At 69.2% G+C, this 23,790-nt stretch carries 22 protein-coding genes and 2 tRNA genes; 17 read left to right on the top strand and 7 right to left on the bottom strand.

All coding sequences use genetic code 11. The annotated features are described in order from the left end of the window. Positions 1 to 13 precede the first annotated feature (13 nt). The gene (locus tag B1729_RS01925; RefSeq protein ID WP_163630395.1) at positions 14 to 682 is read left to right on the top strand and encodes a response regulator transcription factor; all 669 of its coding nucleotides are present in this window, start codon (positions 14 to 16) and stop codon (positions 680 to 682) included. A 49-nt stretch (positions 683 to 731) separates the two neighbouring features. Here B1729_RS01925 and B1729_RS01920 read toward each other — a convergent pair whose 3' ends face one another. Then, entirely contained in the window at positions 732 to 1,214 is a 483-nt protein-coding gene (locus B1729_RS01920; RefSeq protein WP_163630393.1) for a DNA starvation/stationary phase protection protein, read from the bottom strand. Positions 1,215 to 1,382: 168 nt separating this feature from the next. Here B1729_RS01920 and B1729_RS01915 point away from each other — a divergent pair, with 168 nt between their 5' ends. Then, positions 1,383 to 3,530 (top strand): acyltransferase family protein, encoded by a 2,148-nt coding sequence (locus B1729_RS01915; RefSeq protein WP_163630391.1) that lies wholly within the window; start codon positions 1,383 to 1,385, stop codon positions 3,528 to 3,530. After that, positions 3,527 to 4,066 (top strand): gamma carbonic anhydrase family protein, encoded by a 540-nt coding sequence (locus B1729_RS01910; RefSeq protein ID WP_163617285.1) that lies wholly within the window; start codon positions 3,527 to 3,529, stop codon positions 4,064 to 4,066. Before B1729_RS01915 ends, B1729_RS01910 begins: the two co-directional genes overlap by 4 nt. A gap of 36 nt (positions 4,067 to 4,102) precedes the next feature. Here the strand turns inward: B1729_RS01910 and B1729_RS01905 are convergent, their stop codons facing one another. Then, entirely contained in the window at positions 4,103 to 5,011 is a 909-nt protein-coding gene (locus B1729_RS01905) for an alpha/beta fold hydrolase (RefSeq protein ID WP_163617284.1), read from the bottom strand. Positions 5,012 to 5,193: 182 nt separating this feature from the next. Between B1729_RS01905 and B1729_RS01900 the strand changes: the two genes are divergently transcribed. Next, a complete protein-coding gene (locus tag B1729_RS01900; protein WP_163617283.1) occupies positions 5,194 to 5,763 on the top strand; it encodes a hypothetical protein in 570 nt (189 codons plus the stop codon). Between the two features lie 65 nt (positions 5,764 to 5,828). Here the strand turns inward: B1729_RS01900 and B1729_RS01895 are convergent. Further along, positions 5,829 to 5,902: transfer RNA gene (locus tag B1729_RS01895), tRNA-Gly, on the bottom strand. A gap of 100 nt (positions 5,903 to 6,002) precedes the next feature. Here B1729_RS01895 and B1729_RS01890 point away from each other — a divergent pair. The 10 genes from B1729_RS01890 (at position 6,003) to B1729_RS01845 (ending at position 14,909) form a co-directional block, all read left to right on the top strand. Then, entirely contained in the window at positions 6,003 to 6,380 is a 378-nt protein-coding gene (locus B1729_RS01890) for a nuclear transport factor 2 family protein (protein ID WP_163617282.1), read from the top strand. Between the two features lie 99 nt (positions 6,381 to 6,479). After that, a tRNA-Pro gene (locus tag B1729_RS01885) sits at positions 6,480 to 6,553 on the top strand. A gap of 80 nt (positions 6,554 to 6,633) precedes the next feature. After that, a complete protein-coding gene (gene tig, locus B1729_RS01880) occupies positions 6,634 to 8,169 on the top strand; it encodes a trigger factor (protein WP_163630389.1) in 1,536 nt (511 codons plus the stop codon). Between the two features lie 69 nt (positions 8,170 to 8,238). Further along, positions 8,239 to 8,730 (top strand): tetratricopeptide repeat protein, encoded by a 492-nt coding sequence (locus tag B1729_RS01875; protein ID WP_163617280.1) that lies wholly within the window; start codon positions 8,239 to 8,241, stop codon positions 8,728 to 8,730. A 79-nt stretch (positions 8,731 to 8,809) separates the two neighbouring features. Continuing rightward, positions 8,810 to 9,403: an ATP-dependent Clp protease proteolytic subunit gene (locus B1729_RS01870; protein ID WP_163617279.1), complete on the top strand. Its 594-nt coding sequence runs from the start codon at positions 8,810 to 8,812 to the stop codon at positions 9,401 to 9,403. A 32-nt stretch (positions 9,404 to 9,435) separates the two neighbouring features. Beyond that, positions 9,436 to 10,116 (top strand): ATP-dependent Clp protease proteolytic subunit, encoded by a 681-nt coding sequence (locus B1729_RS01865; RefSeq protein WP_163617278.1) that lies wholly within the window; start codon positions 9,436 to 9,438, stop codon positions 10,114 to 10,116. A gap of 210 nt (positions 10,117 to 10,326) precedes the next feature. Next, complete coding sequence (clpX, locus tag B1729_RS01860; protein WP_163617277.1) at positions 10,327 to 11,595, top strand: ATP-dependent Clp protease ATP-binding subunit ClpX; 1,269 nt, start codon at positions 10,327 to 10,329, stop codon at positions 11,593 to 11,595. 108 nt (positions 11,596 to 11,703) lie between these two features. Further along, positions 11,704 to 12,822 (top strand): epoxide hydrolase, encoded by a 1,119-nt coding sequence (locus B1729_RS01855; protein ID WP_163630387.1) that lies wholly within the window; start codon positions 11,704 to 11,706, stop codon positions 12,820 to 12,822. 106 nt (positions 12,823 to 12,928) lie between these two features. Then, complete coding sequence (locus B1729_RS01850) at positions 12,929 to 13,753, top strand: hypothetical protein (protein WP_163630385.1); 825 nt, start codon at positions 12,929 to 12,931, stop codon at positions 13,751 to 13,753. Between the two features lie 88 nt (positions 13,754 to 13,841). After that, positions 13,842 to 14,909 (top strand): alpha/beta fold hydrolase, encoded by a 1,068-nt coding sequence (locus tag B1729_RS01845; RefSeq protein ID WP_163630383.1) that lies wholly within the window; start codon positions 13,842 to 13,844, stop codon positions 14,907 to 14,909. A 3-nt stretch (positions 14,910 to 14,912) separates the two neighbouring features. Here B1729_RS01845 and B1729_RS01840 read toward each other — a convergent pair whose 3' ends face one another. Further along, positions 14,913 to 16,964 (bottom strand): M3 family metallopeptidase, encoded by a 2,052-nt coding sequence (locus B1729_RS01840; protein ID WP_163630381.1) that lies wholly within the window; start codon positions 16,962 to 16,964, stop codon positions 14,913 to 14,915. Positions 16,965 to 17,070: 106 nt separating this feature from the next. On the opposite strand from B1729_RS01840, the gene B1729_RS01835 reads away from it, so the two are divergent. The 3 genes from B1729_RS01835 to B1729_RS01825 are packed head-to-tail and all read left to right on the top strand — an operon-like array spanning position 17,071 to position 19,318. After that, a complete protein-coding gene (locus tag B1729_RS01835) occupies positions 17,071 to 17,709 on the top strand; it encodes a helix-turn-helix domain-containing protein (RefSeq protein WP_163617272.1) in 639 nt (212 codons plus the stop codon). Continuing rightward, positions 17,706 to 17,939, top strand: a complete 234-nt coding sequence (locus B1729_RS01830) for a hypothetical protein (RefSeq protein ID WP_163617271.1) — start codon at positions 17,706 to 17,708, stop codon at positions 17,937 to 17,939. Before B1729_RS01835 ends, B1729_RS01830 begins: the two co-directional genes overlap by 4 nt. Continuing rightward, on the top strand, positions 17,936 to 19,318 hold the full coding sequence (locus B1729_RS01825) for an MFS transporter (protein WP_163630379.1): 1,383 nt from the start codon (positions 17,936 to 17,938) through the stop codon (positions 19,316 to 19,318). The genes B1729_RS01830 and B1729_RS01825 overlap by 4 nt, the downstream gene beginning before the upstream one ends. Before the next feature lie 22 nt (positions 19,319 to 19,340). Here B1729_RS01825 and B1729_RS01820 read toward each other — a convergent pair whose 3' ends face one another. The 3 genes from B1729_RS01820 to B1729_RS01810 form a co-directional block, all read right to left on the bottom strand. Beyond that, entirely contained in the window at positions 19,341 to 19,589 is a 249-nt protein-coding gene (locus B1729_RS01820) for a hypothetical protein (protein WP_163617269.1), read from the bottom strand. A gap of 1 nt (position 19,590) precedes the next feature. Continuing rightward, entirely contained in the window at positions 19,591 to 22,185 is a 2,595-nt protein-coding gene (gene valS, locus B1729_RS01815; protein WP_163630377.1) for a valine--tRNA ligase, read from the bottom strand. A gap of 145 nt (positions 22,186 to 22,330) precedes the next feature. Continuing rightward, positions 22,331 to 23,686 (bottom strand): MFS transporter, encoded by a 1,356-nt coding sequence (locus tag B1729_RS01810; protein WP_239525755.1) that lies wholly within the window; start codon positions 23,684 to 23,686, stop codon positions 22,331 to 22,333. Between the last annotated feature and the right edge of the window lie 104 nt (positions 23,687 to 23,790).

Below are 23,790 nucleotides of genomic sequence, written 5' to 3'. Positions count from 1 at the left end.
CTATCCTGAGGGGATGGCTGCATCCTCCGACACCGCACCGCTGCGGGTCGTCCTCTTCGAGGACTCCGTCCTGCTGCGCGAGGGGCTCGTCCGCCTGTTCGGCGAGGCCGGTTACACGACCGCGGGGGCATGGGGTGATGCGCAGGATGTCGTCGAGCGGGTGCGTGAAGCGCGCGCCGACGTCGCGATCCTCGACGTCCGGCTGCCCCCGGGCTTCCGTGACGAGGGCATCCGCGCGGCGCTCGCCGTGCGGGCGGCGCTGCCGCAGGTCGGCATCCTCGTCCTCAGTCAGTACGTCGAGGGCGTGTACGCCCGCGAGCTCCTCGCCTGTGGGGAAGGAGGCGTGGGGTACCTCCTGAAGGATCGGGTCACCTCGCTCGACGAGTTCACGGATGCCGTCCGCCGCGTCCGCGAGCGCGGCACGGTGCTCGATCCGCTCGTGGTGCAGGGACTGCTGTCGGCGCGGCCGGATCCCCTGGCGACACTCACTCCGCGCGAGCGCGACGTCCTCACCCTGATGGCCGAAGGACGCAGCAACGCCAACATCGCGCAACAGCTCTTCATCGGCGTCGGCGCGGTCGAGAAGAACATCAGCGCGATCTTCGCGAAGCTCGGGCTGGAGGAGTCGGGCACCGAGCATCGCCGGGTGCACGCGGTCCTCGCGTTCCTGCAGCATCCGTGAGACGACGAAGACCCCCGGGGGTTCCGGGGGTCTTCGTCATGAGATCAGCTCACTCGGCGAGGTGCGCGAAGAGGAACCAGCGGTCCTTCTCGAGGGACTCCTTGATGCCGATCGCGATGTCCTGGCTCGTCAGGTCGAACTCGTCCAGCCCGTCGATCGCCGCCTGGACGTCCGCGATGACGGTGTCCATGTCGGTGATCACGTTGCGGATGAGCGCGTCCCACTGCGTGAAGCCGGCGGGCACGGCCGTCGCCGTCTTCTGCGCCACGGTGCCGACGCGGGCATCGACCGGCAGGCCCAGGGCGACGATGCGCTCCGCGGCCTGGTCGGCGCCGTCCTGCGCGTGGGCGACGACGGAGTCGAGGAGCTCGTGGATCGCGATGAAGTTCGCGCCGCGCACGTTCCAGTGCGCCTGCTTTCCGTTCACGGCCAGGGCCTGCAGGCCCAGGACGACGGGGGTGAGGAACTGCGCCGTCGCGGCGGCGACGTCGGGGTTCGCTGCGGTTGCGGGGGTGGTCTGGGTGTTCGTCATATCTGTCGCCTCCATCGTGCGGAGGGTCGCTCAACTCGGCGATCGCCCTCCAGTGACTGCAACGCTACTCAGCGGGAGTAATTCCGCAAGCAAGACAAGGCTGGGCTAAACCGGCGAATCCGCGCCGCGGGTGCGGGCCGGACGCGCGACAGCGGCTAACGTCGATTCGTGCCTTCCGCCGATCACGACCTCGGACCGCAGCATCTGAGCGCCCCCGCCAAGACCGTGACCCGCGAGCCCCGCGACCGCTCGCCCGAACACGCCGAGCCGTCCCGGTTCATCCCGCACGTGCAGGGTCTGCGCGCCATCGCCGTGCTCTGCGTCGTGCTCTACCACTTCTGGCCGGGTCGCCTCACCGGCGGCTACATCGGCGTCGACATCTTCTTCGTGATCTCGGGCTTCCTCATCACGGCGCATCTGATGCGCGAGCTCACCGCCACCGGCACCGTCAGGCTGGGTCAGTTCTGGGCCCGGCGCGCACGGCGTCTGCTGCCGGCATCCCTTCTCGTCCTGCTCTTCTGCGCGGTCGTGGTGATGTCGCCGTACCTGATGCCCACCTCGGCCCTGCCGAACGAGGTGCGCGAGATCCTGGCGTCGACGTTCTACGTAGAGAACTGGTACCTGGCGCTCAACTCGGCGGACTACCTCAACCACGCCGGCTCGCCGACCACGGTCCAGCACTACTGGTCACTGTCGCTCGAAGAGCAGTTCTACGTGATGTGGCCGCTCATCATGCTGCTGGCGGCGTGGATCGGCGTGAAGTGGTTCCGCGGCGAGCGGCGCCGCACCGTCATCGCCGCTCTCGGCGTCGTGGCCGTGGTGTCGTTCGTGTTCTGCGTGATCTTCACCATCACGAACCCGGCGCCGGCCTACTTCGTCACGTTCGGCCGGATGTGGCAGTTCGGCGTCGGGGCGCTCGTCGCGCTCGTGCCGATGCTGCGCGTACGCAACGCGATCGGCAGCTTCGTGCTCGGGTGGGCGGGCATCCTGATGCTGCTGTACGCCGCCTTCACCTTCGACGGGCAGACCCCGTTCCCCGGGTACATGGCGGCGGTGCCCACGCTGGGCGCGGCGGCGGTGATCGCCGCGTCCAACACGGACCGCTGGTGGTACCCGACACGCCTGCTCGCAATCCGCCCGGCGCAGTTCGTCGGCGACATCTCGTACTCGCTGTACCTCTGGCATTGGCCGCTGATCGTCATCGCGCCGTCCGTGCCCTTCTGGGGTCTCACCATCTACCACCGCGTCGCCCTCCTGGTGCTGTGCTTCGTGCTCGCGTGGCTCACCAAGCGCTTCGTCGAAGACCCCGCACGGGGCTGGAAAGTGCTCACCTCTCGGCCCGCGCGCGTCACGCTGTGGTCGTCGCTCGCCGCGATGATCGTCGTCGCCCTCGTCGCCGGCACCGCGTGGCTCGTCAACGCGCCGCTGTACAACCAGGGCACGCGCGATATCGCGACGCTGCAGCAGAACCCGCCGGAGTGCTTCGGCGCGGCATCCGTTCTGGATCCTTCCTGCGCCGACGCCGACTTCGGCGGCCAGATCCTGCCCGCGCCGGGCTTCGCCGGCATCGACCGCCCCGAGTATCCGCAATGCTTCGTGCAGCTCACCGACGCGCGACCGGTGTCGTGCACGTTCGGATCGGACGACCCCGGCGCCCCGAGGGTCGCGCTCGTGGGCGACAGCCACGCGTACCAGCTGCTGTCGACGTTCCAGCGCATGGCCGACGAGAACGGCTGGCAGCTCGTGACCTGGTTCAAGGGCGCCTGCCCCTGGAACACGACACCGCTCTCGACGCCCGGCGCCTTCGGCGCGGCGTGCACCGAGTGGCGCGACCGTGTGCAGAACGCGATCGACGATGCCGACCTCGATGCCGTGTTCACCGCGGCCATCGCCACGACCCCGTACTCGTCGGCCGGGTACGACTCGGCCCATGACGCCGCTGTCGCCGGCTACCGCGAGGCGTGGAGCACGGTCACCGATCGGGGCGTCCCCGTCATCACGGTGGTCGACAACCCGGTCTGGGAGACCGACCCGAACAAGTGCCTGCGCACCCGTGACGTGTCGGAGTGCGACGGCGCCCGCTCCGATGTGCTCGTGGAGGACGATCCGCTGCGGGACGCGGCAGCCGGTCTCGACGCGGTGACGCTGCTCGACTTCACCGACGTGTTCTGCGGAGAGGACACGTGCGCGCCCGTGGTGGGGGGTGCGAACATCTATCGCGACCAGGATCACCTCACGGTGACCTTCGCCGACAGTCTCGCGCCCTGGTACACCGAGGCCATCGAGGCGGCGCTCGCGAATAGGGTCGGGTCATGACGATCGCAGCTGAAGCCTCCGTCCTCGCCGCGGCGGGCAGGACGCCCGACCTCCACCCCACGTCGTTCGTGGCCGCCGGCGCACGCATCGTCGGGGGAGTCACCCTCGGTCCGGGTGCGAGCGTCTGGTACAACGCGGTGCTCCGCGCCGACGGCGACACGATCACCGTGGGCGCGAACAGCAACCTGCAGGACAACGTGTCGGTGCACGTCGACGCCGGCAGTCCCGTCGTGATCGGAGAGAACGTGTCGGTCGGGCACAACGCCGTGGTGCACGGCTGCACGATCGGCGACGGGTCTCTCATCGGCATGGGGGCGGTGGTGCTCAACGGCGCCAGGATCGGCTCGGGATGCCTCATCGCCGGCGGTGCGGTCGTGCTCGAGGGATCCGACATCCCGGACGGCTCACTCGTCGCCGGCGTTCCCGGCAAGGTGCGTCGTGAGCTGACCGACGAAGAGCGCGCCGGACTGCTGCGCAACGCCCAGCACTACCTCGCGCACGTGCAGGAGCACGTCAAGGCCCGCCCCGTCGGCTGAAGCCGGGGGCTCGGCCGCGGCGCCAAGGCGCGCGCGTCACTCGCTGGGCCGCGCCGGCGGGTGATGCTTGCCCCGGTGCACCTCGTAGAGCCGCACGTGCCCCGGCCAGGCCGGGTCGTTCTCGATCGGCAGATCGTCCATGAATTGACGGATGACGTGCGCCAGCTGTCCGGGATGGCTGAAGTTGATCGCGTGCGCGGCGCCCTCCAGCATCACGACGAGCACATGGCTGTCTGTCTGGCTGGCGATCTCGTCGACGCGGTGCGCGTGCGGCAGCAGCGGGTCGCGCTGCCCCAGCACGACGAGCGTCGGGATGCGCATCTCGAGCAGTCGTTGGAGCGACGGATACTGCGTGAGCGAGCGGAACATGCGCACGGTGCTGGGCACGCCGAACCGGACGTAGTCGGGAACGGCGACGCGCGCCATCCGGACGGGCTCGCGCGGAGCGTCCTGCGAGAGCTGCTTCATCGCCCGGCGAAGCGGCTGATTGAACAGTCCTCCGGCGGGGGAGACGAGCACGGCGCGGTCGATCCGCTCGGGGTACCGGTGGGCGAACTCGATGATGACAGGGCATCCCATCGAGTTGCCGACGAGCGAGGCCTTCTCCACGCCGCGATCGTCGAGGAAATCGAGCGCGGCGCGCGCGAGGTCCGGGATGTCGAGCATGTCTCGACGCTTGCCGCTGCGGCCGAAGCCCGGAAGGTCGGGGACGTACGTGTGGAAATCGTCGGCGAGCATCTCGGCCGTCGGCAGCAGGTAGCGGCCCGACAGGCCGAACCCGTGCACGTGGGCCATGACGCGAGGATCGCGGGACGGCCGCGGCGACTCGCGATAGAAGACGTCGACGTCGTCGATGCGCGTCCACTTCTCGGCGAGGGTCGATGCCGGGCGGCGCGGCAGCTTGCGCGGCTGCGGCGGACCGGGTGGCGGCTTCCGGCTGCTCATCACGCCTCCTGAGCGAGTGGTGAACGGTGCTGCTGTCAGTCTGCCCGCTGCGGCGCCGGCGCAATAGCGCGGATCGCCTGAGCACGAAGGGCCGCCACCGGGGCGGCCTTCGGCCGTCGGCCGTCGGCCGCACCCGCAGCATCGCCCTGTGCGCGTCTGGACCCGGACAGTATGGTTGCCCCGTGGGAGGCTGTGAGGAGCGCCTGGATCCCGTCAGCTGCCGGCTCGACGTCGTGGTCACTCTGCTGGAAGGCCAGAGTCGAGTGGGGCTGACCGCCCTCGTCGTCGCGCTCATCTCGGCTGCAGTGGCCACAGTGCTCGCAGTGGCGGCACTGCGGGCGTCGTCGGCTGCGAATCGGCTGGCCAGGCAGAACGTGGAACTCATCCGCCGCTCCGAGCGACGCCGACTGGTCGATGCGCTCGAGGCCTACAGGGCTTCGCGAGCCAAGGACATGGGTCTCGGGCAGCGCAGCGGCATTCGGCACTACCTTCCTCTCGCGCGCGGCATCATCGCCGAGATCGACGAGCCGAACGCCGAGGTGCTGACGGACTGGTTGACGACGGCGATCGACACGATCATCGACGATCCCGATGAAACAGAGCGGCGAATGGACCGGCACCGCCTCCGGATGGAGTTTCCTCCCGTCGCGGCCTCGTGGTTGAGCCATCCTGAGAAGTTCCGCCCCCGGCCCTTCCTCCGAGGGGCCGAGCAGCAGGCCGGCATTCGCGGGTCGGACGATGGATCGGGATGACCGTTTCGGACGGCGTCCGCGCGAAAGGCCCGCGGTATCGCCTCGGCGGCACGTTGGGGGCCCTGTGGAGGGGATGACGGGAATCGAACCCGCACCATCAGTTTGGAAGACTGAGGCTCTACCATTGAGCTACATCCCCGTGCGCCCGCGAGCGGGCACCGCCCAATCGTAGTACATCGCGGCGGTCAAACATTTCCGACCCGCAGTCCCGACGCGCGGCTGAGGGAAGGACCGCTGCGATGGAACGCACGGGCAGGCACGTTGTCGAAGCGCTCGTCGCGACGCTCAACGCCGGCGAGATCGGCGGGATGGACGATCTGTTCCATGACGACGCGGTCATGGAGTGGCCGCAATCCGGGGAGCGCATCGTCGGCGCCGCCAATCGCCGTGCGATCTACGGAGCGTTTCCGCAGCTGCCGACCATCTCGCCCCGGCAGCTCAACGGCGAGGGCGACCTGTGGGTGCTGGAGGCCGATCTCGATTACGGCGACGGCGACCCATATCAGACGGTCTTCCTCTTCGAGATGCGCGATGGTCGAATCGCCAAGGAGACGGCGTACTGGACGAAGCCGTTCCCGGCGCCCGCCTGGCGAGCCGCCTGGGTGGAGTCGATCTGAGGCCCGCGCAGGTACGGCCCGGGCGGGTCGGCTAGACTTCTCGGGGCCACTGTGCTTTTCGGAGCGCAGAAAGGGCGCACGCACGCGTGCGAACCCGCCCGGGGCGTAGCTCAGCTTGGTAGAGCGCCCGCTTTGGGAGCGGGAGGCCGCAGGTTCAAATCCTGTCGCCCCGACAATCACGGCCCTCAGAATTCCGAACCCAGACCTTCAACTGCCGCGTCCTCGCGCGGTCCGATAGAGGAGAAGTACAGGCATGGTGAACAGCACCGTCGAGAAGCTCAGCCCGACCCGGGTGAAGCTGCACATCACGGTCAGCCCCGACGAGCTCAAGCCGTCGATCAAGCACGCGTATGAGCACATCGCGCAGGACGTGCAGATCCCCGGCTTCCGCAAGGGCAAGGTGCCCGCTCCGATCATCGACCAGCGCATCGGCCGCGTCGCGGTGCTGGAGCACGCCGTCAGCGAAGGCCTCGACACGTTCTACCGTGAGGCCGCCGCGTCGCACGAGCTGCGCGTGCTCGGCCGCCCGTCGGCCGAGGTCACCGAGTGGCCGAACGAGAAGGACTTCTCGGGCGACCTCGAGGTCACCGTCGAGGTCGACGTGCGCCCCGAGTTCGACCTGCCCTCGTTCGAGGGCACGACCGTCGAGGTCGACGCCATCGAGGTCGACGAGACCGCGATCGACGAGGAGCTCGACCGTCTGCGCGCCCGTTTCGGCACGCTCGTCACGGTCGACCGCCCCGCAGCCACCGGTGACTTCGTCGAGCTGGACCTCGTCGCGACCATCGACGACGCCGAGATCGACCGCGCCGAGGGCGTGTCGTACGAGGTCGGCTCGGGCGAGCTGCTCGAGGGCATCGACGAGGCCATCGAGTCGCTCACCGCCGGTGAGGACACCACGTTCCGCTCGAAGCTCGTCGGCGGCGACCACGCCGGCGACGAAGCCGAGGTCTCGGTGACCGTCAAGGCCGTCAAGGAGCGCGAGCTTCCCGAGGCCGACGACGACTTCGCTCAGATCGCGAGCGAGTTCGACACCATCGCCGAGCTGCGTGACAGCCTCAAGGAGCGGGTCGGCCAGCAGGGCGCCTTCTCGCAGGGCTCCGCCGCGCGCGACAAGCTCATCGAGACGCTGCTGGAGCAGGTCGAGATCCCCGTTCCGCCGCAGCTCATCGAGGACGAGGTGCACAACCACCTCGAAGGTGAAGGCCGTCTCGAGGACGACGTGCACCGCGCCGAGGTCGCCGAGGCGAGCGAGAAGCAGTTCAAGACGCAGATGCTGCTCGACAAGATCGCCGAGACGGTCAACGTCCAGGTGTCGCAGGACGAGCTCACGCAGTACCTCGTGCAGTCCGCCGCCCAGTACGGCATGGCTCCGCAGGAGTTCGTGAACGCGCTGCAGGAGGGCAACCAGCTCCCCGCGATGATCGGCGAGGTCGCCCGCAACAAGGCCCTGGCCGTCGCGCTCGGCAAGGTCACGGTCGTCGACACCAACGGCAACCCGGTCGACCTCAGCGGCTTCGTCGCCACCGAGGACGAGGCTGCGGACGAAGCAGCAGTCGTCGACGAGGCGGAGGAGATCGCGGATGCCGCAGCCGACGCAGACGCCGTGATCGAGGCGGAAGAGGCCGCGGCGCCCGCGAAGAAGGCGCCCGCCCGCAAGCCCGCCGCCAAGAAGGCTGCTGCCGACGCCGACGCCGACGCCGAAGCGGCCCCGGCCGAGAAGCCGGCTGCGAAGAAGGCTCCGGCCAAGAAGGCTCCGGCCAAGAAGGCCGCGGCCGACAAGGAGTAATCGCTGCGACCGCAGTGATCGGGGGACGGATGCCGCGGCATCCGTCCCCTTCTTCATCGAGGAGGAACCGTGCACGACGACTGGGCCGCGCGTATCGAGGCCGTCTGGAACGATGACGGGCTGAGCGACGAATCCAGGGTCGAGCGGATCGACGCCCTCGCGGCCGAGCGGCCGGTCGGCGACCCGGTCGCGCTGTTCGAGCGTGCTGGCGCGCGAGACGCCGCCGGGCTCGAGGCGGACGCCGCCCCGCTGTATCGCGCAGCCCTCGACGCAGGGCTGGACGACGTGCACCGGCCGCAGGCCGTGATCCAGCTCGCGAGCACATTGCGCAATCTCGGGCGCGCGGAGGAAGCGGTCGGGCTGCTGCGGGCGGAGCTGTCCCGCGAGCCCGCTTCGCCGCTCCACGACGAGGCGTCGGCCTTTCTGGCTCTCGCCCTGGTGTCGCTCGGTCGCGAGCGGGAGGCGGCATCCGTCGCCCTGCGAACCCTCGCCCCGCACCTCAGCCGATACACACGATCGGTCGCCGCGTACGCCGATGAGCTGAGCGACGGCACCGCCTGATCTGCCCAGGGCGAACACGGGCGGGTCGCTCGTGACGCGCCGGTAGATTCGATGGCGACCCAAGGAAACAGGAGTACACATGGCCGAACCACTTGTCGCGACCAGCGTCTTCGACAGGCTGCTGAAGGACCGCATCATCTGGCTGGGGTCGGAGGTGCGCGACGACAACGCCAACGAGATCTGCGCGAAGATCCTGCTTCTCGCCGCCGAGGATTCCGAGAAGGACATCTACCTCTACATCAACTCGCCCGGCGGGTCGATCACGGCCGGCATGGCGATCTACGACACCATGCAGTTCGTCCCCAACGACATCGTCACGGTCGGCATCGGCATGGCGGCATCGATGGGGCAGCTGCTCCTGACGGCCGGCACCAAGGGCAAGCGCTACATCACGCCGAACGCGCGCGTGCTCCTGCACCAGCCGCACGGCGGCTTCGGCGGCACCTCGAGCGACATCCAGACCCAGGCCCAGCTGATCCTCGACATGAAGAAGCGCCTCGCCGAGATCACGGCGGCCCAGACCGGCAAGACCGTCGAGCAGATCAATGCCGATGGTGACCGCGACCGCTGGTTCACCGCTCCGGAAGCGCTCGAGTACGGCTTCGTCGACCACATCCGCGACTCGGCACTCGACGTCATCGGCGGCGGCGGCACCGCCGGATCCGCGAGCTGACGGCACCCGAAGGCGAAAGAGAGAGAACCCGAATGCAGACCCCCACCTTCGGCGGCGCGCCGCTGGCACCCCAGGGCCTCCAGATGCCCGGCAGCCGCTACATCCTGCCGCAGTTCGAGGAGCGCACGGCCTACGGCTACAAGCGCCAGGACCCGTACAACAAGCTCTTCGAGGACCGCGTCATCTTCCTGGGCGTCCAGGTCGACGACGCCTCGGCGGATGACGTCATGGCCCAGCTCCTGGTGCTCGAGAGCCAGGATCCCGACCGCGACATCATCATGTACATCAACTCGCCCGGCGGCTCGTTCACGGCGATGACGGCGATCTACGACACCATGCAATACGTGTCGCCGCAGATCCAGACGGTCGTGCTCGGTCAGGCGGCGTCGGCGGCGGCCGTGCTGCTGGCCGCCGGTGCGCCCGGCAAGCGCCTCGCGCTGCCGAACGCCCGCATCCTGATCCACCAGCCCGCCGTCGGCGAGGCCGGGCACGGTCAGGCGTCCGACATCGAGATCCAGGCCGCGGAAATCCTCCGCATGCGGACCTGGCTCGAAGAGACGCTCGCGAAGCACTCCAACAAGACGCAGCAAGAGGTCAACAAGGACATCGACCGCGACAAGATCCTCTCCGCCGAGGAGAGCGTCGTGTACGGCCTCGTCGACCAGGTGCTCACCACGCGCAAGCGCGGCCAGCAGGCTGCCCTGACGAAGTAGTCGCTTCGACAGCAGCGGTTCTTCAACGCCCCGTCGCCCGGATTCTCCGGGCGGCGGGGCGTCGTCGTGCGGCCGGGCGGCGGGGCGTCCGCTGAGCGCGAAACCGCCGATTCCACAACGTGCGTCGCAATGCCGCCGCATGTCGGCGTCAGCTATTAGGCTCGGAGAACAGCTGGGGGGCTTGCCCCCGACGTCACGAGGAGGAGCGGCATGGCACGCATCGGTGAAAGCGCCGACTTGTTCAAGTGCTCCTTCTGCGGCAAGAGCCAGAAGCAGGTCCAGCAGCTCATCGCTGGGCCGGGCGTCTACATCTGCGACGAGTGCGTCGAGCTCTGCAACGAGATCATCGAAGAGCGCATGGCCGAGTCCTCGTCGGGCGTCGTCGCAGACTTCGATCTTCCCAAGCCGCGCGAGATCTTCGCGTTCCTCGAGGAGTACGTGGTCGGTCAGACCGATGCCAAGCGGGCGCTGTCGGTCGCGGTGTACAACCACTACAAGCGCGTGCGCGCACACGGCACGATCCAGTCCGCCGAGCAGCGCGCCGACGAGATCGAGCTCGCGAAGAGCAACATCCTCCTGCTCGGGCCCACGGGGTGCGGCAAGACCTACCTCGCACAGACCCTGGCCAAGCGCCTCAACGTCCCGTTCGCCGTCGCGGACGCGACCGCACTGACCGAGGCGGGGTATGTCGGCGAGGACGTCGAGAACATCCTCCTCAAGCTGCTGCAGGCCGCCGACTTCGACACGAAGCGCGCCGAGACCGGCATCATCTACATCGACGAGGTCGACAAGATCGCCCGCAAGGCCGAGAACCCGTCGATCACCCGCGACGTGTCGGGGGAGGGCGTCCAGCAGGCGCTCCTGAAGATCCTCGAGGGCACCGTCGCATCCGTGCCGCCGCAAGGCGGTCGCAAGCATCCCCACCAGGAGTTCATCCAGATCGACACGACGAACGTGCTGTTCATCGTGGCCGGCGCCTTCGCCGGGCTGGAAGACATCATCTCGTCACGCGTCGGCAAGCACGGCGTCGGCTTCGGCGCCTCGCTGCACCGCAAGGACGAAGACCTCAATCTGTTCGGCGATGTGCAGCCCGAAGACCTGCACAAGTTCGGCCTGATCCCCGAGTTCATCGGCCGGCTGCCGGTGGTGGCGTCTGTATCTCCGCTCGATCGCGAAGCGCTCATGGAGATCCTCACCGAGCCGAAGAACGCGCTCGTGAAGCAGTACCACCGCATGTTCGAACTGGACGGTGTGGCGCTCGAGTTCGACCGCGAAGCGCTCGAAGCCATCGCCGATCTGGCCGTGGCACGCAAGACCGGCGCGCGCGGCCTGCGCGCGATCCTCGAGGACGTTCTCGGCCCGATCATGTTCGACATCCCCTCGACCGACGACGTAGACAAGGTCATCGTGACCCGGGCCGCCGTGGAAGAGGGCGCAGCGCCGACCTTCGTCCTGCGGGAGAAGCGCAAGAGCGCCTGATCCATCCGCGCGGTCCCGTCGGGAGGCCGGCGGACCACCTTCGCGCGGACGAAGCGGGCCATGCAGGCGATGCGCGCGCGTGTCGGAGGTGCCGAGTAGCTTCGGCGTGTGAACAGCCCGCGCCCCTTCTCCATCCAGGTGCCCGATTCCGAACTCGCCGATCTGAGCGAGCGTCTCGATCGCTTCCGGCCGTTGCCGGACTCGCCCCGCCGGCCGCGGGCCGGCATGAGCGCCGACTACCTTGCGGAACTCGTCGCGACCTGGCGCACCTGGGACTGGCGCAGCCGCGAACGGTGGCTGAACCGGCATCCCCAGTTCCTCGCCGAGGTCGGCGACAGCACGGTCCACTTCGCGCATCTGCGCTCCGAACGCGCCGACGCGCCGGCGCTGCTGGTGATGCACGGCTGGCCGCACACGTTCGCACTGCAGCTGGATTTCGCCGACCTGCTGCCCGACTTCCACGTGGTGGTGCCGAGCTTCCCGGGCTTCGCCTATTCGTCGGTCTATGCCGACGGGCCGGTCACCGAGGTCCGCCTCGCGGCCACGATGCACGCCCTCATGACGGAGGTGCTGGGCTACGAGAGGTATCTCACGTACGGCGAGGACGTCTCGGCCAACGTGAACGATCTGATCGCCGGCTCGTACCCCGACGCGATCGCCGGGGTCATCGTGACGCACTCCCACTTCCCGTCGATGGTCGAGCGACCGGACCTCACGGCGCCCGACGAGGTGGCGTTCTTCGCCCGCCTCGAGCAGTGGGGTGGTGCGAACGGCGCGTACGGGCACGTGCAGGGGACGCGACCCGACACCTTGGCGGCCGCGCTGAACGACTCTCCGGCGGGGCTCGTCGCCTGGCTGGCCGAGAAGCTCGTGGAGTGGAGCGACACGCCCGCGGGGGATCCACGGGCGGTCGAACGCCGGATCTCGCGCGACCGCATCCTCACGGAGGCGATGATCTACTGGACGACGCAGAGCATCGGCTCTTCGTTCCGCCCGTACTACGAGGGGGCAGACCAGCCCGACGAGATGCCCCCGGTCGTGATCCCGGCATCCGTCCACATCCAGCGCCACGAGGGCGACTACCCGGAATCGCTCGCGCGGCGCTTCTACCGTGACCTGCGCACCTTCGAGCGGCTGAGCGAGGGCGGACACTTCGCCGTCGCCGAAGTGCCGACGGTGATGGCCGATCGTGTGCGGGCGTTCGCGCGAGAGCTCCAGCTGATCTGACGAGCTCCGACGGCATCAGCCTCCCTCGGTCTGGCCATTTCGGGCCATGCGCGAATAGCCGGATCGGGCGAGGCGGGGCGGGTGCCGCCACGCCTTTACTCGGAGCATGTCAGCACTCGCTCTTCCCGCCCTCGAACTCGACCCCTCCTCGACGCACGCCCTCTCGGCGCCCGACTTCGCCACCTCGCCCGAACAGATCGGCACCGTCGCCATCGATCGCCGGCTGAACGGTCCACGCCGCTCCGCCAACGGCGGCTTCGCCGCCGGCTCCATCGCCCAGCACATCGACGCGGAGACGACCACCGTGGTCCTGCACCGGCCGATCCCTCTCGGCCGCGAGCTGCCGGTGGTCGGTGACGGGAGTGGTGGCGGACTGGTTTTCGACCGGCGGCGACTTCTCGCGCGGGCGCGCCCGGGTCGCCTCGTGGATGCGGCCATGCCGGCCGCGCCCACCTATGACGAAGCGCTCGCGGCGAGATCCCGCTACCCGCTGGCCGGCGTGCGCCACGCTCTGGCCGATTGCGTCGTGTGCGGAACGGAGCGCGTGGACGGCATGCACGTCACGCCGGGCCCACTGGCCGGTGGCACGCGTCTCGCCGCGCCGTGGAGCGTCGACACGCACGTGTCGCACGCGGGCGTCGCCGACTATCCCGCGGTGTGGGCTGCGCTCGACTGCCCGAGCTACCCGGCGCACGCGCTGGAAGAGCGCATCCTGTGCCTGCTGGGGACGATCACGGGCCACGTGGAACGCCGTCCACGCGTCGGGGAGCATCTCGTACTCCACAGCTGGACCCGCGAGCAGCACGGTCGGCGGTACGAGACGTCCGCCGCGATGGTCGACGAGAGCGGTGGTGTGGTCGCGCGCGCGGACGCGACCTGGATCGCCCTGAGGCATCCACGCGCGACTGCCCTGCTCGCCCGGCTGGGATAGCGCTCGATCGGTGAGCGAGCCCGAGGCGCCGCGCGCCGGCGGCCACGCCCCGCCCGCGGCGGGCGGGAGCGTGGCCCATACTGATGTCGTGTCCACCGTCAGCTACGTCTGGTCGGGCTCCGACGACGTCGCATGGTCGGAGATCGGGTCCGGCGCGCCCCTGCTCATCGGGGGATGGTGGATGAGTCATCTCGAGCGCGATTGGGAGTACGCGCCCTTCCGCGCGTTCGTGGAGGAGATGGCGCGTCATCGTCGCGTCATCCGGACGGACCCGCCCGGAAGCGGGCTCTCACGGTCGCGCCCCGAGACTCCCGAGAGCCTCGAGCCTCACGTCGCGGCGATGAAGGCGGTGCTCGACGCGGCCGACGCACCGGAGGCGACGTTGTTCGCGGGCTCGTCCGGGTGCGCGGTCGCGGTCGAGTTCGCGGCGCGGCATCCGGATCGCGTGCGGCGTCTCATCCTGTCCGGGGCGTACCTCGACGGCTCCTCGATCGCCTCGCCCGCCGACCGTGCGGCACTCGTCGAGCTGGTGCGCCGCAGCTGGGGGGTCAGCTCGCGAGTGATGTCCGACATCTTCTACCCGGACGCCACGGCGGAGCAGCGCCGCGCCTACGCCCGCCACCAGCGATCGACCGCGACCGCCGATGCCGCGGCTGCGGGGCTTCGCGCGGTGTACTCGTTCGACGCTCGCGCGGCAGCGTCTCGCGTGCGGACGCCCGCCCTCGTGCTGCACCGGAGAGGAGATCGGGCCATTCCCCTCGCGCTCGGTGCCGCCGCCGCGGCCGCGATCCCCGGTGCGCGGCTGGAGGTGCTCGACGGCTCCGCTCATCACCCGTGGCACGGCGACGCCGCCGGCTTCCTGCGCCCTGCGCTCGCCTTCGACGGCGTCACCGACGCGCAGCTCCCCGGCGGACTCGTGGCCGACACGCGGGAGCCGGAGACGGGGCCGGGCCGGATGGCCTCTCCGATCTCGGCCAGGGAGCGAGAGGTGCTCGTGCTGATCTCACAGGGCAAGACGGATGCGCAGATCGCGGCCGAGCTCTTCCTCAGCGTCCACACGGTGCACCGGCACGTCGCCAATGCCCGGACGAAGCTCGGAGTGCCGACGCGCGCGGCAGCGGCGGCATGGGCGATAGCCCACGCCGGCGGTGGCTAGCGCCTACCCTGCGAGGCCGCGGCGCTCGAGCAGCGGCTGGATCTCTGCATCCCGCCCGCGGAAGTCCCGGTACGCCTCGAGCGGATCCTTCGATCCGCCGACGCCCAGCAGTCGATCGCGGAAGCGGTCGCCGTTCTCGCGGCGGAGGCCGCCGTTCTCACGGAACCACTCCACGGTGTCGGCGTCGAGGACCTCGCTCCAGATGTACGAGTAGTAGCCGGCGCTGTAGCCGCCCGAGAAGACGTGCGCGAAGTACGTCGACGAGTAGCGCGTCGGCACCACCGGGTTGTCGAGGCCGATGTCGGCGAGAGCGGATGCCTCGAACGCAGCGACGTCGAGGTCGGCCGCCGCCTCGTCGACCGAGAGCGAGTGCCACGCCTGGTCGAGCCACGCCGCCGCCAGGTACTCGCTGGTCGCGAAGCCCTGGTTGAACGCCTCGGAGGCATGCAGCTTCTCGACGATCTCGCTCGGAAGCGGCTCGTCGGTGTCGATGTGGCGGGCATACGACCCGAGGATCTCGGGCCAGTAGATCCACATCTCGTTCACCTGACTCGGGAACTCCACGAAGTCCCGGTACACGTTGGTGCCCGCGAAGTGCGGGTAGGTGACCGTCGCGAACAGGCCGTGCAGCGCGTGACCGAATTCGTGGAACAGCGTCGTGACCTCGTCGAGGCTGAGGAGCGTCGGTCGCCCCTCGGCGGGCTTCGGTACGTTGAGGTTGTTGACCACGATGGGCTGCGTCCCGCGCAGGCGCGACTGCAGAACGATCGAGTTCATCCAGGCGCCGCCGCGCTTCGTGTCACGCGTGTACAGGTCGAGGATGTAGAGCCCGAGGGTGGATCCGTCGGCGTTGTGCACCTCGAAGACGCGTGCGTCGTCGTGGTACGCGCCGAGATCGCCGCGTTCGCTGAACGTGATGCCGTACAGGTCGGTCGCGGCGCGGAACACGCCGTTCTGCAGCACACGCTCGGCTTCGAACCACGGGCGCAGCGCAGCCCGGTCGAGGTCGTACTCCGCAGCCCGCACCTTCTCGGTGTAGAACGCCCAGTCGTGCGCCTCGAGCAGGAACGGATCGCTCCCGGCGTCGATGATCGCCTGCAGCTTCTGCTGCTCACGGCGCGCATTGCGGGCCGCGGGCACCGCGAGCTGTCGGAGCAGGTCGTGCACCGCTGCAGGAGAGCCCGCGGTCTCATCCGACGTGATGTAGGCGGCGTGCGAGTCGTACCCCAGCAGCGCCGCTCGCTCGGCCCGCAGGCGCACGATCTCCAGCAGGGTGGCACGGTTGTCGTGCTCGTTGCCGCGAGAGCCGCGTGAACGGGATGCCGCGAGCAGGCGTGCGCGTGCTTCCCGGTCGGTCAGACTCGACAGGTAGGGGTGGCCCGTGAACAGCGTGAGTGTGACGACCCATTTGCCGTCGAGGCCACGGTCGGCGGCGGCCTGCGCGGCCGCGGACAGCTCGCCCTCCGAGAGCCCGTCGAGCTGGGAGGCGTCGTCGAACACGACCGCCAAGTCGTTGGTATCGGCGAGGAGGTTCTTCTCGAACTGCGTGGTGAGCGTCGACAAGCGCTGGTTCAGCTCGGTGAGGCGCTTCTTCGCGTCGTCGTCGAGGCCGGCGCCGGCGTGGGACATCTCGGTGTAGTGGCGCTCCACGAGATACCGCTGCTCCGCCGTGAGGTCGAGCTGGTCCAGTTGGTCGTGGATCGTCTTGATCCGCCAGTACAGATCGGAGTCCAGCTGGATCGAGTCCTGGTGCGCCGACATGAGCGGCGCCAGCTGCTCCTCGATCTCCTGGATCTCGGATGTCGCATCCGCCGACGACACGGTGTAGAACGTCCGCGCGACATCGCCCAGAAGTCGCCCACTCTCTTCGAGCGGGACCAGGGTGTTCTCGAATGTCGGCATGGAGCGCACCCGCGTGATCGCCGAGACCTCGGCCGTGTGCGCCGCGAACGCCTGCTCGAACGCGGGCAGATAGTGCTCGGGGCGGATCGCGGAGTAGTCCGGAATTCCGTAGGGCAGGGCGCTGGGGGACAGGAGCGGGTTGGCGTTCGGCATGGCGACCAGCCTAGTGGCGCGGTCGGGGAATGCCGAGATCCGTTTGCAAACAACTACTTGCAAAAAAACCCTTGCAAAGATTCCTTTGCATTGCTATCGTGAGGACATGCCAGAGAACGAGACACCGCAGCAGCCGGACGCCGCAGGCGCCGACGCTCAGCGTCCGCACCAAGACCGGGTCCTCGATTCCGGTGCGCTCCGAGCGCTGGCCCACCCCCTGCGCGTGAGGATCTACGACATCCTGAGCCAGTACGGCCCGCAGACGGCGAGTTCGCTGGCCGAGCGGCTGGGGGAGTCCAGCGGCTCGACGAGCTACCACCTCCGCGCGCTCGCCAAGCAGGACCTCATCCGTGAGGCCGCGGACCGGGGCACGGGCCGCGAGCGGTGGTGGGAACGCCCCGTCGGCGGTGTGTCGTTCGCCAATCCCGAAGCCATGGCGACCCCTGCCGGCCGGGCGGCGACCCAGGTCGTCATGAACGAATTCCTGCGCAACCGCAACGAGCAGCTGCTCGACTTCGTCAATCGGGGGATCGGAGGCGAAGACGAGGCGTGGCAGGACGGCACCCTCATCTCGACGGCCACCGCTCGACTCACCCCCGAGCAGAGCAAAGAGCTCACCATCAAGATCATGGCCATGATCGACGAGGCCGTGGACAAGTACCGCAATCAGACCGGCGAGAACGTGCGCCCTGTCACCATTCGGGCAGACGTCTTCCCGCTCCCCGACCTAGGAGCACAGTCATGAGCACCATCACGGCAGGCGAGCTCGCGGCACGCGGGTTCGTGGCATCTGCCACCACACGATTCGACCGCACGCTGCTGCGGACGGCATCCGCCATCGATGCCTACGTCATCGCACGCGTCGAGCTGCGACACGGTGCCGAGTGGCGCCGTGCGATGTCCGCTCGAGCCACCGCCACCGGCGCACGTCGCGATGCCGAGGCACTCGCCGCGCTGGGGATGCCCCCGCGATGAGCGAGCGGCTCGGCACGGCAGAGCCTCCAGGAGCGTCGGCCGGGCGGGCGGGCAGGGTCCCACTCGGCCGCGACTTCGGCAAGCTGTGGACCGCCGCCGCCTTCAGCAACCTGGCCGACGGCCTGGGGCGCGTCGCCGTCCCGCTCGTCGCGACCACCCTGACCCGGGACCCGCTCGCCATCTCGGCCATCGGCGCCCTGGCATTCCTGCCCTGGCTCGTCTTCGGACTGCCCGCCGGCATGATCGTCGACCGCTTCGACCGTCGATGGATCATGGCGATCGCCAATGGGCTCCGGGGAGTCGCGGCGGTGGGGCTGGCCGCCCTGACCGTCGCGGGGGCGATCGACATCTGGTGGCTGTTCGCGGGCGTGCTCGTGTTCGGCCTCGGAGAGACGCTGTTCGACAACGCGACGAACTCCATCGTGCCGAGCGTCGTGCAGCGCCCTGCACTGGATCGTGCGAACGGCTGGCTGCAGGCGGCGCAGATCACGATCGACAGCTTCATCGCCTCGCCGATCGCCGGTGTCCTGTTCGCCATCTCGCTGGCGCTGCCGCTGTGGGTCGGTGCTGCGGGCTACCTCATCCCCATCGTCCTGGCGGTGATGCTGCCGCTCTCGGCCGCCCGGCCGCTGCAGTCGGAGCGGTCGGTGCCGAAGAACAGCGCATCGACGGCAGAGGCCGCGGTCGCAGCCGGTGAGCCTCTCGCTACGGCCGACATGGGAGCCGAGACCGAGACCGACGCCGACCCCGAGGCAGCGGCATCCGCACCTTCGAACGTCTCGGCACGAGAAGCGCTCGCCTATCTCTGGAGCCACCGCTTCCTCCGCTCGATGGTCCTCTTCACCTCGATCGTCGGCTGCGCGTTCGCGTTCGCGCAGGCGCCGGTGTTCCTCTACTTCCTCGATGTGCACCACGTCGCGCCGGCCGCCATCGGACTCGTCACCGCCGGCATCGGGCTGGGCGGCCTCGCGGGCTCGCTGGTGGCGGCGTCACTGGTCGCCAGGTTCGGACGCGGCCGAGTGATGCTCGCGGCCAACTTCGTCGCAGCCATCGGGCTCGCCGGGGTGTGGGCGGCGCCCGAGGCGATCTCGGCCACGATCGCCTACGCCACCATGGCTGCGGCGGTCTCGACCTGGAACGTGCCGTGGGGCGCCCTCCGGCAGCGGATCGTGCCCGGGCACCTGTTCGGCCGTGTGCTGGGCATCAGCCGCACGCTGACGTGGGGCATCTTCCCCTTCGCGACCCTGCTCGGCGGCTGGGTGGCGCGCATCGATCTGCGGCTGCCGTTCCTGCTGGCCGCGGGCGTCACCCTGGTCGCGAGTCTCGTCGCGGTGCGTCTGCTGCTCTCCGCATCGACGCACAACGCTCCGGAGGACTGAGTCCCGGTCTCTTCGAACCGGTCTAGCCGAAGCCGTCGTCCGGATCGTTCCGGGCGACGGCCTTGCCGTCGGCATCGAGTGTCACGATCACGCCGGTGTCGAGCTCCGCGATCGGCTTGCCTTCGAGCCAGGTGAGCGTCCAGTGCGGACGCGGCTGACCGAGCTGGTCGGCCGGGATGGTCTCATCGACCGAGCGGATGCCGCGGCGCAGCGCCTCGGGCACGGCCTGGGGCGGTTCGTCGCCGGATGTCCAGCGGGTTCCCAGCTGCATGTCAGTCCTCCTGCGGTGCGAGCTCGATATCGGTGACCGACAGTGCGTCGGCTTCGTCGTAGCGGATCTCGGCGATGCGACCGACGGCCTTCAGGTCGCCCTCGGCCAGGCGCAGCGCGGCGATGGCGTCAGCGGGAGCGCCGATCGTGACATGTGACACCTGGGCCTTCTGCGACACCTTTGCCTCGGTCTTCGCACGACGGACGCCGATGAGCGCCTCTCCGACGATGCGGAGCACCGCCGGGTCGCCCTCGATGCCGAGCGGCTCGGGCCACTGGGCATTGTGCACCGAGCCCTCGTTGAACCACGACCACGACTCCTCCGCCGCGAACGCGAGCACGGGAGCGAAGAGCCGCAGCAGCGTGGAGAGCGCCGTGCGCAGTGCCAGGGCGGCCGAGGCCTGCCCCACGTCGGTCTGGTTGTAGGCGCGCTCCTTCACCAGCTCGAGGTAGTCGTCGCAGAACGTCCAGAAGAACGACTCCGTCAGCTCCAGCGCTCGTGCGTGGTCGTAGGCGTCCAGCGCCTTGGTCGCGTCGCGCACCACCGCGTCCAGCGCCGTGAGCATCGAGGCATCCAGCGCGTGCGTCACCTGGGCGCCCTCGGGCACGGGGAACGACAGCACGAACTTCGCCGCGTTGAGCACCTTGATCGCGAGCCGGCGGCCGATCTTCACCTGTGTCGGGTTCTGCGGGTCGAACGCCGCGTCGGTGCCGAGGCGGCTCGACGCCGCCCAGTACCTGACCGCGTCCGAGCCGTGCTGCGACAGGATGTCGGCCGGGGTGACGACGTTGCCCTTGGACTTCGACATCTTCTTGCGGTCGGGGTCCACGATGAAGCCCGAGATCGCGGCATCCGTCCACGGCGCACGGTCGTCCTCGAGGGCGCTGCGCAGCAGCGTCGAGAAGAGCCAGGTGCGGATGATGTCCTGGCCCTGCGGGCGCATGTCGAACGGGGCGACGAGGTTCCAGAGCTCCGGGTCGCGCTCCCAGCCGCCGGCGAGCTGCGGCGTGAGCGACGAGGTCGCCCACGTGTCGAAGATGTCGTTCTCGCCCTCGAAGCCACCGGGAACGCCGCGCTGATCGGCGGTGTAGCCGGCGGGAACATCGGTCGACGGGTCCACGGGGAGCGAGGCGTGGTCGGGAGTGAGGACGCGGTCGTAGTCCCGCTCGCCGTTCTCGTCGAGCGCGTACCATACGGGGATCGGCACGCCGAAGAACCGCTGGCGCGAGACGAGCCAGTCGCCGGTGAGGCCGTTGGTCCAGTTCTCGAAGCGCACGCGCATGAAATCGGGATGCCACAACATCTGCTTCCCGAGCGTGATGAGCTTCTCGCGCAGCGCCTCGTCGCGGGCGCCGTTGCGGATGTACCACTGACGAGTGGAGACGATCTCCATCGGGCGATCGCCCTTCTCGTAGAACTTCACGACGTGGGTGAAGGGCTTCGGGTCGCCGACGAGCTCGCCGGACTCCTGGAGCAGCTCCACCACGCGCTTCTTCGCGCTGAACACCGTCTTGCCGGCGAGTTCCGCGTACGCGGCGGCGCCGGCATCCGTCTCGATCGCTTCCGGCGCCTCGGGGACGATGCGTCCGTCGAGGCCGAGGATGGTGCGGTTGGGGAGGTTCAGCTCGCGCCACCAGATGATGTCGGTCACGTCGCCGAAGGTGCAGATCATGGCGATGCCCGAGCCCTTGTCGGGCTGGGCGAGGGGGTGGGCCAGCACCGGCACCTCGACCTCGAAGAGGGGGGTGCGAACGGTCGTGCCGAACAGCGGCCGGTAGCGCTCGTCGTCGGGGTGCGCGACGAGCGCGACGCACGCGGCCAGCAGCTCCGGGCGGGTCGTCTCGATGTGCACATCGCCCGAGCCGTCGGTCTTGTGGAACGCCACGCGGTGGAACGCCGCCGGCTGGTCGCGCTCCTCGAGCTCGGCCTGCGCGATGGCGGTGCGGAAGTCGATGTCCCACATGGTGGGGGCGAGGTCCTGGTAGGCCTCGCCGCGCTCGAGGTTGCGCAGGAAGGCCCGCTGGCTGGTGCGGATCGTGTCGTCCGAGATGGTGCGGTAGGTCTGCGTCCAGTCGACGCTGAGCCCCAGCTGGCGGAAGAGCGCCTCGAAGTGCTTCTCGTCTTCGACGGTCAGCCGCTCGCACAGCTCGATGAAGTTCCGGCGGCTGATCGGCACCTGGTCGGCGGCGCGGCTGGACTTGTTGTCGCCGCCCTCGAAGGGGGGCGTGAAGCCGGACTCATACGCGAGTGAGGGGTCGCAGCGCACCCCGTAGTAGTTCTGCACGCGGCGCTCGGTGGGCAGGCCGTTGTCGTCCCAGCCCATCGGGTAGAACACGGTCTTGCCGCGCATGCGCTCGTACCGCACCTTGAGGTCGGTGTGCGTGAACGAGAAGACGTGCCCGATGTGAAGACTCCCCGACGCGGTCGGCGGGGGAGTGTCCACCGAGTAGACGCCCTCGCGACCCACCTCCGCGGCACGCGCGCGATCGAACAGGTAGGTGCCCTGCCGGGACCACGCCGCATCCCACTTGTCCTCGAGGCCCTCCAGTACGGGTTTGTCCGGAATCGGTCCCTGTGCGGGGCGAGCGTCGGTCATGGCGGGACTCCTCGAGCGATATGTGCGGCACTGTGTGAGCGTGCCTGAGTGTGGGATGTCGCTCGATTCTAGCCCGGGCGTTCCTGCACACGGGAACGGACGGATGCCGGACAGCCGGCATCCGTCCGTTCGTGACGCGTCCCGATCAGGCCGTTGCGTTCGCCGTCGCGGTCGCCGTCGCGCTCGCGGGATCGGTCGCCAGCTCCGGCTCGACGGCGCGGCGCGTGGCCAGCCAGGCGGACACGAGCGTGACGGCCGACATGATCGCCAGGATCACACCGGGGTGCCACCACGCGTAGTCCGTCGCCTCACCGAGGGTGAGCGTGAGGTAGGGGACGAACCCGCTGATCGTCGCGGCCAGCGCGTAGGCGAACGAGAGTGCCGAGTAGCGGAAGCGGTCGGGGAAGAGGTCGTTCATGAGGCCTCCGAGCGCCGCCCACGCCATCGTCGGAAGGATGCCGCCGATCAGCATCGTCGCGACGAGGATCGGGAAGGTCGCGAACTGGAGCAGGAAGTACATCGGGAACGTGATCAGCAGCGTCCCGAGTGCGCCCCAGAGCACGACGCGCGCTGAGCCGATGCGTGCCGCCCACCCGCCGAACAGCGGGATGGTCACGAGCTGCAGAAGGCCGCCGATCGTGGTCGCGATGAGCAGGTCCTGGAAGCTGAAGCCCAGTTGCTCCACGCCGTAGTTGACGGTGTAGGTGTTCATCAGCGAGTACGACCCGATGCCCAGCAGGGCCGCGCCGATGGCGATCGCCATGGCGCCGGGACGCTTGGCGAACATGGTCACGAAGGGGACGCGGTCGCGGCGGCCCTGGGCGACGACGCCCTCGAACACCGGCGTCTCGGAGATCGACCAGCGCAGGTACAGCGAGACCAGCAGCAGCGGGAAGGCGAGGAGGAACGGGATGCGCCATCCCCACTCCGCGATCTGCTCGGCCGGAAGCACCGCCGTGAGGACGATGAACACGGTGGCCGAGAGGATCGAGCCGACAGGGGAGCCGAGCTGGGGGATCGCGGCGTAGAACGCGCGCTTGACGGGGCCGGAGTTCTCGGTCGCGATGAGGATCGAGCCGCCCCACTCGCCGCCCAGTGACAGGCCCTGCACGATGCGCAGCAGGATCAGGAGCGCGGCACCGAGCCAGCCCGCCTGCGCGTAGGTCGGCAGGAGGCCGATGAGCCCCGTCGCGACACCCATGATGCCGACCGTCCACAGCAGGGTCGCCCTGCGGCCGACGCGGTCGCCCATGTAGCCGAAGATCACGGCGCCGATCGGTCGCACCACGAACGCTAGCGCGATCGTCAGGAACGCGGCGCTGGTCGCGCCGAACTGCCCGAGCGGGTCGAAGAACAGCGGCCCGACGAAGAACGCCGAGAAGTAGGCGAACAGGTAGAAATCGAAGGACTCCAGCGAGGTTCCCACCATCGAGGCCCAGGCGACGCGACGCGTCGGGGCGGATTCGGGAACCAGAGCGGATTCGGGTGCGGCTGCGGTCACGGATGTCAATCTTGGCACGAGTCCAGAAACCCCGTCGCCGTGCTCCGCATTCCCTCTTGTGCGGCCACGGTAGACTCGTTCCACAGCGTCGATCCGGCCATCAC

It is taken from the genome of Microbacterium sp. B35-04 (assembly GCF_010634885.1).
GTDB lineage: Bacteria > Actinomycetota > Actinomycetes > Actinomycetales > Microbacteriaceae > Microbacterium.
The sequence above is the reverse complement of the archived record's forward strand: the minus strand, read 5'-3'. Positions and strand labels throughout refer to the sequence as shown.